The organism is Mesorhizobium australicum WSM2073 (assembly GCF_000230995.2).
GTDB lineage: Bacteria > Pseudomonadota > Alphaproteobacteria > Rhizobiales > Rhizobiaceae > Mesorhizobium > Mesorhizobium australicum.
The window spans coordinates 2,390,256-2,403,149 of sequence record NC_019973.1 but is presented as its reverse complement, the minus strand read 5'-3'; the positions used below and the strand labels follow the sequence as shown (position 1 = coordinate 2,403,149).

Sequence of the window (12,894 nt, the reverse complement as noted above, 5' to 3'; positions counted from 1 at the left end):
CCACTGGAGAGACCCGCTATGTCCATTCTTCTCGTCACCTCGAGCCCGCGCGGCGCTGCCTCGCACTCGACCCGCATCGCCACCGAGTTCGCCCAGAAGCTTCTCGCCGCTGACCCGTCGAACACGCTGGTCGTGCGCGACCTCGTCGCCAACCCGCTGCCGCATATCGATGCCGACTATGCGACCGGCATCTACACGCCGGCCGATGCCCGCACCCCGCGCCAGGCCGAAGTGGTCGGCGTTTCCGATGTCGTGCTTGACGAGCTGTTCGCCGCCGACACGGTGATCCTGGCCACCGGCTTCATCAACTTCAACATCTCCTCGACGTTGAAGTCCTGGGTCGATCACGTCGCCCGCTCCGGCAAGAGCTTTGCCTATGGCGAGAACGGCCCCAAGGGTCTCGTCACCGGCAAGAAGGTCTACATCGTGCTGGCCTCCGGCGGCATCTATTCCGAAGGTGCGGCCGTGCAGTTCGATCACGCCGTCCCCTACCTGCGCAGCGTGCTCGGTTTTATCGGCATGACCGATGTCGACGTCATCCGCATCGAGGGCGTCTCCAAGGGACCTGACGCGGTGGATGCCGCGCTCGCCAAGGCTACGGCCACGGTCGATGCATTGGTTGCCGCCAGCCGTGATGTCGCGGCTGCAGCGTAAGACTCTCGGTCCATGGTTTGTCAAAGGCAGGCGTTCGCGCCTGCTTTTTTCGTTCTAGCCGATCAGATGCCTCAACAGGCTGGCCGAAGCGACCCCGATCAGCACGGTTGGCAGCATGGAAAGCCGTGTCGCGGCGACCAAGGTGATGGCCAATGCCGCGAGATCGGCGGGATTGCGCGACACGAAGGCCGGCGCGATGACAGAGATCAGCACGCAGCCGGGTGCTGCCTCCATCACTGCCGTGGCGCGGGGACTGAGCACGCGGTTGCGCAGCACGACATAGCCGCCGATCCGCGTCAGATAGGTGACGCCGGCCATCAGCACGATGGTGAGAAGGGTCGCTGCGTCGATCATGCATCACCCGCCATCAGCCAGGCCGCGGCCAGCCCCGACACCGCGCCCGCCGCGACATACCAGGCGCCGGGAACGAAGAGATAGACCAGCGCCGCGACGGCCAGGCTGACAAGCCAGGGCCGTGCCGCCGCGACGCCCTTCCACATGCCGCGCATCAGCACCAGGAAGACGGCCGGAAACGCCATGTCGAAACCGTAGGTCTCGACATGGCCCAGCATCGGGCCGAGCAAGGCGCCCAGCGTGGTGAAGGCTACCCAGGTCAGATACATCGCCAGCGCGGCACCCATGTAATAGCGCGGGCTGAAGGCCGGTGCGACACCGGCGGCGGCGCGCTGTTTGGCGTCGGCCAGGCCCAGCGCCCAGCTTTCGTCGCATAGGAAGAACAGCGCCGGAAACACCTTGCGCCGCGGCAGGTCGCGCAGGAACGGCGCGAGCGCCGCTCCCATCAACAGATGGCGGCTGTTGACCAGGAAGGTGATGGCGAGGATGAGCAGGATGTGCGGCGGCGACGTCCACAGCTGGACCGCCGCGAATTCCGAGCCGCCGGCGAAGTTCAGCCCCGTCATCATGGACAACTCGACCGTGCTCAGCCCCTTCTGCACGGCCTGGGCGCCAAGCACCAGCGCATAGGGGATGGTGCCGAGCAGCACCGGCGCGCAGGATGCCACGCCACGGCGAAACTCCGATCCCGAACCATTGCCGACCGTCTCGACTGCCTGTGAAATGCTCATACCCTGCCATTGGGCGGCCCCACAGCCGCCCTGCCCTGCGTTTGAAAATCCCGTGATGTCAGGGGCAAAACATACCTACAGCTCTCCGCAATTTGGTTGCGAAGATTGTTGTCTTTCGTCAGATTTTGGCATTCACTGTTACGAAGCCGCAGGAAAATGGAATTCAACGCCATGAAGCTCGACGACATCGACAAACGCATCCTGCGGGCGTTGCAGCGAGACGGCCGCATGGCCAACAATGATCTGGCCAATGAGGTCGGCCTGTCGCCCTCGCCTTGCCTGCGGCGCGTCAAGCTCCTGGAGGAAGCCGGTATCATCGACCGCTATGTCGCCGTGATCAATCCGGCCAGCATCGGCAAGGGCCTCACCTTCTTCACCCGCATCTGGCTGAAGGCACAGGACGAGGACACGATCGAACATTTCGCCACCGAGGTCGCCAAGCTGCCGCAAGTGATGGAGTGCTATCTCATGCTCGGCGACTGCGACGCCATGGTGCGTGTCGTGGCCGCCGGCATCGATGACTACCGGCGCTTCCAGTCGGAGCATCTCAGCCGCATCAAGGGCGTGCAGAACGTCAAGACCGACGTACCGAGCCAGACGATCAAATACACATCGGAACTGCCGATCTAGGACAAGCCAGCGCAAATCCAAGGGTCTGTATCCGTCAAAGCCCTAACGTCCAGACTGGATAAAAAATGCAACCGGATTGTAGGATGGGCGCTGGTGCCGGCGTCCTTCGGACGCAAGGGCACGGCGAAGCTGGACCGTGCCACCACAAGACCGCGTTCCGGCATGGGAGAAAACCATGAACCATTCCTACCGTTGGGTCATCGTCGCGGCTGGCGCGCTGATGTCCTGTGTCGCCATCGGCACGATGTTTTCGCTGGCGATCTTTCTCGAACCCATGGCGCTCGATACCAATTGGTCGCGCGCGGGCATTTCGAGCGCCATGACACTCAATTTCCTGGTGATGGGCCTTGGCGGTTTCGCCTGGGGTGCCCTGTCCGACCGGTTCGGCGCCCGTATCGTCGTCACGATCGGCGCCGTGCTGCTCGGGCTGGCGTTGGTGCTGGCAAGCCGCGCCGGTTCGCTTCTCACCTTCCAGATCACCTATGGCGTGCTCGTCGGGCTCGCGGCCAGCGCCTTCTTCGCGCCGATGATCGCGCTGACGTCAGGCTGGTTCGACACCAATCGCGGACTGGCCGTATCGCTGGTCTCGGCCGGCATGGGCGTGGCGCCGATGACGATCTCGCCGCTCGCCCGCTGGCTGATCTCCGCCTACGAATGGCGTAGCGCCATGTTCGACATCGGCATTCTGGCCTGGGTGCTTCTGCTGCCCGCCGTGCTTCTGGTGCGCCAGCCGCCGAAGCCTGTCGCCTCGGGTGCCGCCGCATCACGAGCCGCCGAAGGCGCCGGCCTCACGGTCGGCCAGGCGCTGCGCTCGCCGCAATTCATCGTGCTGGGGCTGACCTTCTTCGCCTGCTGCGCGGCTCATTCCGGCCCGATCTTCCACATGGTCAGCTACGCCATGCTGTGCGGCGTCGCCCCGATGGCCGCTGTCTCGATCTACAGTGTCGAGGGTCTGGCAGGCCTCGGCGGCAGGCTGCTCTACGGCGTGCTGGCCGACCGGCTCGGGGTGAAGCCGGTGCTGATCGCCGGGCTGGCGATCCAGGCGATCGTCATTGCCGCCTATCTCTCGATCAGCCAGCTCGACCAGTTCTATATGCTGGCCGTCATCTTTGGCGCCACCTATGGCGGCGTCATGCCGCTCTACGCGGTGCTGGCGCGCGAATATTTCGGCCAGCGCATCCTCGGCACCGTATTCGGCGCCGCCACCATGCTCTCCAGCCTCGGCATGGCGCTGGGGCCGCTTGCCGGCGGCATGATCTTCGACGCCTATGCCAGCTACCATTGGCTGTTCATCGGCTCGGCGCTTATCGGCCTGGGTGCCGCGGGCATAGCGATCGCCTTCCCGCCGCTGCCACGCAGGGCGTTGCAGACGGCATAGGCTTCTCCGCGCTGCAATCGTCGCCAGAGGGCAGACGGGCTTGACGGGCGATGGCCGGTCAAGCCACGCCTATCTCGCGGTCACGCCGACTTGAGAACCGTGAACGGCCGCTTTTGAATGGCCCGCTTGGTCTGGAAATTCGCGGCCGGAGCGGGACGGCCGACGTGAAAGCCCTGGACCTTGTCTATGCCGAATTGGCGCATGAGGACCATCTGCTCTTCGGTCTCCACCCCTTCGACTAGAATCTTGTGGCCGCGATTTCTGACCAGCGCGATGATGTCCTGCAGCATTGCCATGCCCTTAGGGGTGCCGCAGTCGTGAAGAAACGAGCGGTCGATCTTGACCGTATCGAAGTCGATGAGACGAAGCCATGAAAGGCCGGCGAAGCCCGTCCCGAAATCATCGAGCCAGATCCTGATCCCGAGCAGCTTCAGGTCGCTGATGCAGCGCAGGATGTCGGAATGCATCTCCATCTCCAGCCCCTCGGTGATCTCGAAGGCCAGCCTGTTTCCGGTCACGCCGGTCTCGCCCAGAATGGTGGCGACCGACGTCGCGAAGCCAGGCGTCTTGAGCTGGATCGGCGAGACGTTGACGCTGACGACGCGCACGTGATCCTGCGCCAGGAGTTCGGCGCACACCGTCCTTATTGCCCAGCGCCCGAGCTCGAGGATGGCGCCGGTCCGTTCCGCGACGGGAATGAACAGGCTCGGCGGAACCAGGGTGCCGTCGAGCATCTTGAGGCGCATCAGCGCCTCCACGGCCTCGAACCCGCCCGACGCGACGTCCTGGATGGGTTGGTAGACGAGCGAAACGAGGTCCTGGCCAATGGCGATCTTCAGCAATGCCGCCAGGTTCTCGCTCTCGTCGCTGCTCTGGGGATCGGTCGGATCGAACAGCCGGGCACAGTTTCGGCCGCTGGCTTTTGCAAGATAGAGCGCTCGATCGGCCTCGTGGATGATCTTCTCCAGCTTGGCGGCGGTCTGCTTCCTGGTGAACGCCGCGCCCACGCTCGCCGTCACGATCGAGATGCCATCCCGGCGCAACTCATGCGCGATCGCCAGGTTCTCGATCGTGCGGCAAATGGCTTCCGCCAGATCCGCGACCTCGCCCTTCTTGTCCATGCGGGCCAGGACGATGAATTCCTCGCCGCCATAACGGCCGATGGAGCCATCATGTTGCTTGATCAGGTCGCTGAGCGCATCGGCGACCTGGATCAGGCAACGGTCGCCTTCCTGATGGCCATAGCAATCGTTGAACTTCTTGAAGAAGTCGACATCGATGAGGATCGCCGCGAAACCGTGGCCAAGCTTTTGCCAGTCGTTCCAATAGTCGCGCAGTTTTTCGTCGATCGCGCGCCGGTTCTCCAGCCCTGTCAACGGATCCGTCCGCGACAGCCTGAGCAGGGCCTTGCCGCGCTCGGTCGCCTCCTTGTGCTGGATCTTGGCTTCCAGCGCGTTCAGGAAGACGTTGTAGCGTTCTTCGTTCAGCTTCCAGTTCACATAGGACGTGAATGTGAAGCACGAAACGTAGAAGGTGCCGAAGACCATCTTGTATATCAGCGTAGCGGGTAAAAAGTAGTTCACCACATACAAGATGCACAAAATTATCGTCGACGTTATGATCGAGACCTTGAAGCGGAATGTGAAGAAGAGATTGGCGCTCATCATGAAAATGGTGCCAAAGACCATATAATAGGCGACGCTTTCCTTGTTCGCGCCCATGGACGCGGGGCAAAGCCAGCCGATATAGCCAAAGATGATGGCCGCGGCGCAGGTTACGTCAAGCCAGTCGGTGGCGGCTCCCCTGCGAAGCTGTGCTTCCAGGACCAACAGTGCAGTCAGTCCGACAGCGAAGCGGGCCGTGATTGTAAGGGCGGCCACGTCGGGTATCAGCAGCAGATCCGATACCGAAAACAAGACGTAGATGACGACGGCGATCCAGAGGCCTGGCCTGGCTTCCTTCCTTCGCTTCGCCTGGGCTTCCGTGCGGTAAAGGGTTCGAAGTTCGGCCGCCCCCAGCTCCTGGCGCGGCGGTTCCGCATCCACCGCATCGGCCACTGCGGATGACGCGCGTTCGTTCACGACAAATCCCGACTGAAGGACATTTCGCGTTCCGAACTCTTTTCCAGCTTCTGCCCCCAACGCAGACCGACTCCTTGGCGCGACACGACTTGCCGCGCGATCAAATGCAATGACGCAGGACAAGTTTCCGTTAACTCGAACCCGGAATCCCGCCCTCAAAAACCCCAAAGAATTGATATGGTTAGCGGGAAATTAATCATATCGATAGAATGCAACGGAGCCGCCGTTGGCAAATCGAGTATTCTACGCAATAAGTTAACTGACTGTTAACTATGGAGCCTTGGTGTGCAAACTGTCTTTGACGGCCAGAGTCTGATTACTGCTGAAGCAATCGCCGGTGGTCTCCGTCGAGGAAAGCCCGAGCATCATGGCGAAGCGTTCGAAACCGCTCGCGCGGAGCTGGCGCTCATCCTCCACGCCACACAGCAACAGGTCGAGCAGCAAAAATTTCCCGCCGAGATCGTCCGCCGCCTGCTGTCGCTTCTCAACGCGCTGCGCGCCAAGGTCCATCCCGACGTTTGGCAGGCCTTGATACCAGTGGCGCAGAACCACCCGATCCAGAAGTACTTTCTGGAGGATCCGCTGACGCATTGGTCCTTCACCAAGCCCAGGGGTTATTCCGGCGACGCGCAGTTGCTCGACTACATCTATTGCGACCCGCATGTTGCCGAGAGCGTCGCAAGCGCCTCGGAGGTCGGCAAGGCGCTTTACAGCCACACCCAGAACGTTCCGTCATGCGTCGCCGCACGCGAGCGCCGCGATCTGCTGACCCGCTATGTCGATGAAACCGCGGCCAGGAACGGGCCCGAAACGGAAGTCCTGGCGATCGCTGCCGGCCATCTGCGCGAGGCGAACCGTTCGGCCGCATTGGCCGAGGGCGGCCTCAAGCGCTGGGTCGCGCTCGACCAGGATCCCCAGAGCGTCGGACTGATCGCGCGCGACTTCCAGGGCACCGCGGTCGAGGCCATCGACGGCTCGGTGCGCACTGTGCTCACCAGAGGCCACAAGCTCGGCAAGTTCGACCTCATCTATGCCTCCGGCCTTTACGACTACCTCCAGCACAACGTCGCCGTGAAACTCACCAAGACCTGCCTGCAGATGCTGAAGCCGAACGGGACCTTCCTGTTCGCCAACTACGCCGAGGGCACTCCTGACGCCGGCTACCGGGAAACGTTCATGGACTGGGTGCTGCTGCTGCGGTCGGAGGTCGACATGTGGAACATCATCAACGCCAGCGTCGACCGCAACGCAGTCGACGCGCAGGTCTACTTCGGCGAGAACCGCAACGTGCTTTACGGCGTCATCCACAAGCGTGGATAATACCCGTCTGGATGCAAACCGGCTGACGTAGGACCTCGAGCGCTTCGACCGCGGTGCTCGAGGGTTTCGGTCCTCTTACGCGCACCCCAGGCTCGCTTCGGGAACGGCATGCCCTAGCCGAAAATCCGCTCGCCCTGTTCGTCGACGAGCTGGATGCCTTTCTTGATCGAGATGTCGACGGCGTCGTCCAGCCCGGCGAAACGGTCGGCGCGGATGAATTTGTGCTCCTTCACCACGCCGTCGACTTCCTTGGAGACGACGCCGCAGGTCTGGTACTGGCCATCAGCCTTGTAGGGCGTGGCGCTGATCGTGAAGCCCTTGTGCTCGACCTGCTTGGCGGGCGCGGCATTTCCAGGCTCGGCCGCTTCGCCGCCACCGCCGCCGCCGAAAAGACGCTTCAAAAAAGACATCGCTCAAATCTCCCTGTCGCCGGCGATCGCGGTTCGCGTGCGATTCACGACGTTGTCCCTCCAGCATGCGCGAATGTGCCGCCGCGTTCCAGTCCCCTGATGAAGACGGAGACCAGGAGCTCGATCTGCTGGCCGATCTCATCGGTCTGGCGGCGGTCGGACCTGGCCGCATAGCCGCTGGTGACGATGCCATGTACGCTTGACCAGAGGGTTCGCGCGGCGATCCGGCGCGTGTCCTCGTCGAGATCGAAGCCGCCATCGGCAAGCACGCTGGCGATGATCTCGAACAGCTGGTCGAGCCGCGCCTCGTAGACATCGGGCTCGGTCAGCGCCGGACGCCGCCTGTTGAAGGCAAGCAGCGCCGGCCAGCTGCCGGGATGCGCCTCGACGAAGCGAACATAGGCGCCGGCCAGTGCCAAAAGCCGCTGGCGCACGTCGGTGATGCCACGCCTGGCAAGCTCGGCCATCGCCGCGGCGCCCGCGCCCCCCAGCCGGTCGAGCAGGCGCATGTTGACGGCGCGGTGCACCCCGTCCAGATCGGAAAACAGGTTGTAGACCGAGCCGACCGAGATGCCCGCCTGTTCGGCAATGGTCCTGGCCTTCAGATTGTCCATGCCGCCTTCGTTGAGCAGCGCTTCGGCAATGGCCAGCACCCGCTCGCCCGTCTCTTCCTTGTCGAGTGCCATGCTTTCCTTCTGAATGAGCGCGCCTTGCAAATGACCTGCTGTTTTCGACCCGACGCCGCTTCGTTTACCACATCCAGGGTATCGTGAACAGTGTTCAAAAGGTCTTGAACGAGGTTCATTCCTGCTATCGGCTACTGGGCCATGGGCATCCTGCTGCTCACCGGCAGCCTCGTGAACCTGGTCAAGTACCGCACCGACGAGCGCATCTCCGCCGGGACCGCCAAGATCGAGAAGGCGCGCACGAGAAGCTGATCAGTGAACATGTCGGCAAGGAATGATGCCGACCTGCCCTGACGAGAAAAGCCCAGATCTCCCCGGGCTTTTCTGTTGAGCTTTCGCGCTTAAGGAGACGCGCCGCATCGTGGGTTCAGCGATGTGTCAGCGCTTCCAGCGCTTCGGCGGCGGCTTCCAGAATGGCGATCGCCTCGGCCTGCTTTTCTGCCGGGGCATCGACGATCTCGCCGAGTGCCGCGCGCAGCCGGTGGCGGATGGCGCGGAATTCGTCGCGCGTTTCGGAGCGCTCGCCACGTCCACCCCGGCCGCCGCGACGATCCTCGCCGTCGTCGTTCCAGCCGAACCAGTCGCGCGCCTTGGCCATCTTGCGGCCGAACCGCTCGAGATGATCGAGCACGCCGTCGATCATCTCGCGATTGTCGGCCAGATGCGCCTGCCCGGCCTCGGTGATCGAGAACACCTTCTTGTTGCCTTCGCTCGACGACACGGCATAGCCAGCCTCTTCCAGGAAGGTCAGCGTCGGGTAGACCACGCCCGGGCTCGGGGTGTAGATGCCGCTGGTGCGCTCTTCCAGCGCCTTGATGATGTCGTAGCCGTGACGCGGCGCCTCGGCCAGCAGCGACAGCGTGATCAGCTTGAGGTCGCCGTCGGCCAGCATGCGCCCGGCGCGAAAGAAGTCGCCAGGTCCACCGCGGCCGCCGCCGCCCCTGCCCCCGAACGGACCGAAGCCGCCGCCCCCCCTACCACCGAACTTGCCGGCCATGTGCATGAACATGCGCTCGCCGAAATGATGACGGTCGGAATGATTGTGCCCAAAATTGTGCTTGTGCATTGATTGCTCCTCGAGTTCTATCTCACGATATATCTTAATTAGGAACACCCTGTCGGTGAGTCAAGATATATCTTACGATGTATCTGAACCAAGGGGTGGCGTCGAGGCGTCAGGCGCGGCAGGAATGGATGGTGTGTGAATGGGCTACCAGCGGCCCTTGCGCCGATTCCAGCCGTACAGCAGATCGGCGAAGCGATCGTAGGCAATGCGGGTCGGCGGCAGCATGAGCCGATTGCCGAACAGGCGCGCCAGCCATCCCTCGCCAGGCGTTGTCAGCCAGACCGCGATCGCCACGTCTGCACCGACCAGCAGCCTGCCCTGGGCGTCGGTCGCATGCAACCGGCGGCGGATGTCCTCCAGCGCGATGCCACGCGACGACAGCGCATCTGGCTCCAGGTTGATGTCGCGGAATTCGATCCGACCGGCCTTGACCGCCTCGACCAGCCGCCGCTTCTGCCGACCGATGCCGGCATCGCAGACGGGGCAGCGCGTGTTGTACCAGACGGTCAGCACGGGCCTGGACATGTGTCAGCCGTGATCGTGCCGGTGGTGCAGATCGGGATAATGCGGATGCTTGTGGCGCAGCGGCGCATGCCGGTGCAAGTGCGAATGCGGCTCCGTCACCGGCCCGTCATGATGATGCTGGTGGTGCTCGTCATGCACATGGCTGTGCTCATGCTCCAGCGCCTGGTGCTCATGCTCGTGATCGTGGCGTTCCGACAGATGCAACCAGAGCCCGACGCCCATCAGCAACCCTGCAATCGCCAGCTTCAGCGTCACGGCATCGCCGAGCATGACGATGGCCAGCAAGGCACCGATGAACGGCGCCAGCGAATAATAGGCTCCGGTGCGCGCCGTTCCGAGATGGCGCAACGCAAGGATGAACATCACCAGGCTGACGCCGATGCCGAAGAAACCGACAGCCGCCGCCGAGGCGACAATCGGCGCGGCGGGAAGCGAGGCGCCGCCGATCAATGCCAGGCCGACATTGACGGTACCGGCCACGAGCCCCTTCAGCATGGCGATCACCACCGGGTCTGTGGCCGATATTCGGCGCGTGAAATTGTTGTCCAGTCCCCATGCCAGGCACGCCCCCGCGACCAGCAACGCGCCAAGGTTGAAAGTGACGCCATTACCTTGCCACGAAAGCAAAACAGCGCCAGTGAGAATGGCAAAGGCACCGAAAAGCAGGTGCCGGTCGACATTTTCGCGATAGACGAGCCAGGCGATCGCCATCGTTGCCAGCCCTTCGAGGTTGAGCAGCAATGCCGAACTGGATGCCGTGTTGAGGATGAGGCCGAACATCAGCAGGACCGGTCCAACAATGCCGCCCATGCCGATGGCCAGTGCAAGCCATGGAATATCCTCGGCGGCCAGTCGCGCCTCGCCGGCATTGGCTTGCCGGTCGCGCAACAGGCGATAGAGGGCAAGGCCAAGGCCCGCGCCGAGATATAGCAGGCCCGCAAGCATGAACGGATTGACGCTGTCGAGCAGCAGCTTGGACAGGGGCGGCGTCGCGCCGAACAAGACGGCAGAGCCGAGGGCAAGCGGTACGCCAGGCCAAAGATGCGAATGGGAATGGGTCATGGCTCACCCTATCATGGTGGCACGCCATGTCATCGACCACACCGCCAGGCACGGTTTGCGAGATCGCCCAAGGGAAGTCCGCGCCTCAGTTCCGATGCATGACGGCCCGACGCGTCTGTTGTCGCGAAACAGCGCCCACTCTTCACAGAGGCGCCCGTTGGGCAGGTGGCAAAACCCGTTGCCGGGCCTTGTCCTTCTTGATTGTCAGGCGTCCGCCAATCGCTGCGCAATGGACCGATGCGGGATTGACCGTGCCGACCTGTTTGCGCAAGGCGGATACCGTCATCCAAGCGACGAGATGATCTCGCGGTAAGCGAGCTCCGGGAAAGCCTTCATCGTCTGCGACCTGATATTGCCGCCCGCGGCCAGCATCAGCGCGAAACGCGCCAGCACCGCATCGTCGGGCGCCTCGACCACCGCCACCATGTCGAATTCGCCCATGGTCAGGTAGAACGACTTGAACGATCCTCCCATCTCGCCCAGTTGCTTCCTGGCGGCGTCGAGGCGCTTGGGCGAGTCGCGCACGTTCTTGGCGCCGTGCTCGGTCCAGTTCATCAGCATGATGTAGGTCGTCATGGTAGGCCTCTCTCCGGGGCCACGGAGCACGGCACTCAGGCCATGGGCTTGTCGACACGGCCTCGGCCGGGGCTGGCTTCCGGGGTTGTCGCCCGAAAATGCATCCGACGCCGGAGTATCCTCCCACTGCCGACATCCTGCAAGCGCTACCGCGCGGGAACCCAATGCCGTGTGAGTGCGACCTCACGCCAGCCGACGCAACAAAGGCGCTCGCAGGCATCAACCGCAAATCAGCCGGCGGCGGTCAGGTAAAGCCGGTTTAAAAACCCGCCTGATTGCGGCAATCTCCGTCGTGGCCCCCAGGCCGGCAATACCCCATCCGGGCCAACCCAGCCGCAGGAGAGCTTCATGCGCGAGACATCAGAGCTGCCGCCGGAACAGATCGAAATTCCCGCCGCCTGGGTCGGCGAGGACATGGCGAAGCATCCTGAAAAATGGCTGGTCGACCTGGAGCCGGAGGACGTCGCGGAGTTGGAAGCTGCCGCAACCGGCTTTCTCGCCGGCTCGCACGATATCGGCAGTCTGACCAAGGCTCATTTCCCCTTTCCCCGGCTTGCCGGCCACCTTGCCGCGCTTCGCGAAAAACTGATTGCCGGAATTGGCTTCGAGGTGCTGCGCGGTCTCCCGGTCGAGAGATATTCCGCCGAGATGACGGCAACGATCTTCCGCGGGGTTGGCGCCCATCTGGGAAGCGCTCGGTCCCAGAATGCCCAGGGCCATATACTCGGCCATGTCCGCGACATCGGCGCGGACGCCAAGGACCCCAGGACACGCATCTACCAGACGTCGGAACGCCAGACATTTCACACCGATTCCGCCGATGTCGTCGGCCTGCTCTGCCTGCGCGATGCCATGCAGGGCGGCGAGTCCCTGCTGGTGAGCACGGTGACGATCTACAACGAGATGCGCAAGAGACGGCCCGATCTGGTCCGCCTGCTGTTCGATCCGATTGCCACCGACCGGCGTGGCGAGATCCCGGAAGGCGAAAAGCCCTACTTCGAAATCCCGGTGCTCAACTGGCATGCCGGACTGCTGACCGGCATCTATCAGCGTCAGTACATCGACAGCGCGCAGCGCTTCGCCGATGCCATGCGCCTCACTCCAGCCCATGTCGAGGCGCTGGATCTTTTCGACAGCCTTGCCAATGATGTCAGGCTGAACCTGTCGATGCGGCTCCGGCCTGGCGACATGCAGTTCGTCTACAATCATTCGCTGCTTCACGACCGCATGGGCTTTCGCGATTGGCCGGATCCCGACAAGCGGCGCCATATGCTGCGCCTGTGGCTGTCGGTCCCCGGCGACCGTCCGCTGCCGGACTGCTTCCGGCAGCGCTATGGCTCGATAGAGATCGGCAACCGGGGCGGCATCACCGTCAAGGGCGCGCGGCTGAACGTGCCGTTGCTTTGACGCCCGAAACGAAA

Annotated in this window: 15 protein-coding genes; 5 read left to right on the top strand and 10 right to left on the bottom strand. The window is 63.1% G+C overall.

Annotation, left to right across the window (positions count from 1 at the left end):
* Positions 1-18 precede the first annotated feature (18 nt).
* The gene (locus MESAU_RS11575) at positions 19-654 is read left to right on the top strand and encodes an FMN-dependent NADH-azoreductase (protein WP_015316231.1); all 636 of its coding nucleotides are present in this window, start codon (positions 19-21) and stop codon (positions 652-654) included.
* A 54-nt stretch (positions 655-708) separates the two neighbouring features.
* On the opposite strand, the gene MESAU_RS11570 is transcribed toward MESAU_RS11575, so the two are convergent.
* Entirely contained in the window at positions 709-1,008 is a 300-nt protein-coding gene (locus tag MESAU_RS11570) for an AzlD family protein (protein ID WP_015316230.1), read from the bottom strand.
* Positions 1,005-1,739: an AzlC family ABC transporter permease gene (locus MESAU_RS11565; protein WP_015316229.1), complete on the bottom strand. Its 735-nt coding sequence runs from the start codon at positions 1,737-1,739 to the stop codon at positions 1,005-1,007. The genes MESAU_RS11570 and MESAU_RS11565 overlap by 4 nt, the downstream gene beginning before the upstream one ends.
* A gap of 171 nt (positions 1,740-1,910) precedes the next feature.
* On the opposite strand from MESAU_RS11565, the gene MESAU_RS11560 reads away from it, so the two are divergent.
* Together MESAU_RS11560 and MESAU_RS11555 are read left to right on the top strand one after the other, a co-directional pair.
* The gene (locus MESAU_RS11560) at positions 1,911-2,369 is read left to right on the top strand and encodes an Lrp/AsnC family transcriptional regulator (protein ID WP_015316228.1); all 459 of its coding nucleotides are present in this window, start codon (positions 1,911-1,913) and stop codon (positions 2,367-2,369) included.
* A 175-nt stretch (positions 2,370-2,544) separates the two neighbouring features.
* A complete protein-coding gene (locus MESAU_RS11555; RefSeq protein ID WP_015316227.1) occupies positions 2,545-3,747 on the top strand; it encodes an MFS transporter in 1,203 nt (400 codons plus the stop codon).
* A gap of 80 nt (positions 3,748-3,827) precedes the next feature.
* Here MESAU_RS11555 and MESAU_RS11550 read toward each other — a convergent pair whose 3' ends face one another.
* The gene (locus tag MESAU_RS11550) at positions 3,828-5,828 is read right to left on the bottom strand and encodes a putative bifunctional diguanylate cyclase/phosphodiesterase (RefSeq protein WP_051041256.1); all 2,001 of its coding nucleotides are present in this window, start codon (positions 5,826-5,828) and stop codon (positions 3,828-3,830) included.
* A 285-nt stretch (positions 5,829-6,113) separates the two neighbouring features.
* Here MESAU_RS11550 and MESAU_RS11545 point away from each other — a divergent pair, with 285 nt between their 5' ends.
* On the top strand, positions 6,114-7,148 hold the full coding sequence (locus tag MESAU_RS11545; RefSeq protein WP_015316225.1) for a class I SAM-dependent methyltransferase: 1,035 nt from the start codon (positions 6,114-6,116) through the stop codon (positions 7,146-7,148).
* Between the two features lie 113 nt (positions 7,149-7,261).
* Here MESAU_RS11545 and MESAU_RS11540 read toward each other — a convergent pair whose 3' ends face one another.
* From MESAU_RS11540 to MESAU_RS11515, 7 genes are all read right to left on the bottom strand, one after another.
* The gene (locus tag MESAU_RS11540) at positions 7,262-7,558 is read right to left on the bottom strand and encodes an HlyU family transcriptional regulator (protein ID WP_015316224.1); all 297 of its coding nucleotides are present in this window, start codon (positions 7,556-7,558) and stop codon (positions 7,262-7,264) included.
* 44 nt (positions 7,559-7,602) lie between these two features.
* Entirely contained in the window at positions 7,603-8,244 is a 642-nt protein-coding gene (locus MESAU_RS11535) for a TetR/AcrR family transcriptional regulator (protein WP_015316223.1), read from the bottom strand.
* A gap of 367 nt (positions 8,245-8,611) precedes the next feature.
* The gene (locus MESAU_RS11530; protein ID WP_015316222.1) at positions 8,612-9,310 is read right to left on the bottom strand and encodes a PadR family transcriptional regulator; all 699 of its coding nucleotides are present in this window, start codon (positions 9,308-9,310) and stop codon (positions 8,612-8,614) included.
* A 144-nt stretch (positions 9,311-9,454) separates the two neighbouring features.
* A complete protein-coding gene (locus tag MESAU_RS11525) occupies positions 9,455-9,835 on the bottom strand; it encodes a thiol-disulfide oxidoreductase DCC family protein (RefSeq protein WP_015316221.1) in 381 nt (126 codons plus the stop codon).
* A gap of 3 nt (positions 9,836-9,838) precedes the next feature.
* The gene (locus tag MESAU_RS11520; protein WP_015316220.1) at positions 9,839-10,897 is read right to left on the bottom strand and encodes a DMT family transporter; all 1,059 of its coding nucleotides are present in this window, start codon (positions 10,895-10,897) and stop codon (positions 9,839-9,841) included.
* Between the two features lie 3 nt (positions 10,898-10,900).
* The gene (locus MESAU_RS31815) at positions 10,901-11,062 is read right to left on the bottom strand and encodes a DUF333 domain-containing protein (RefSeq protein WP_224529547.1); all 162 of its coding nucleotides are present in this window, start codon (positions 11,060-11,062) and stop codon (positions 10,901-10,903) included.
* A 117-nt stretch (positions 11,063-11,179) separates the two neighbouring features.
* Positions 11,180-11,473, bottom strand: a complete 294-nt coding sequence (locus MESAU_RS11515; protein ID WP_015316219.1) for a GYD domain-containing protein — start codon at positions 11,471-11,473, stop codon at positions 11,180-11,182.
* Between the two features lie 348 nt (positions 11,474-11,821).
* On the opposite strand from MESAU_RS11515, the gene MESAU_RS11510 reads away from it, so the two are divergent.
* A complete protein-coding gene (locus tag MESAU_RS11510) occupies positions 11,822-12,880 on the top strand; it encodes a TauD/TfdA family dioxygenase (protein WP_015316218.1) in 1,059 nt (352 codons plus the stop codon).
* The last annotated feature ends 14 nt before the right edge of the window (positions 12,881-12,894 follow it).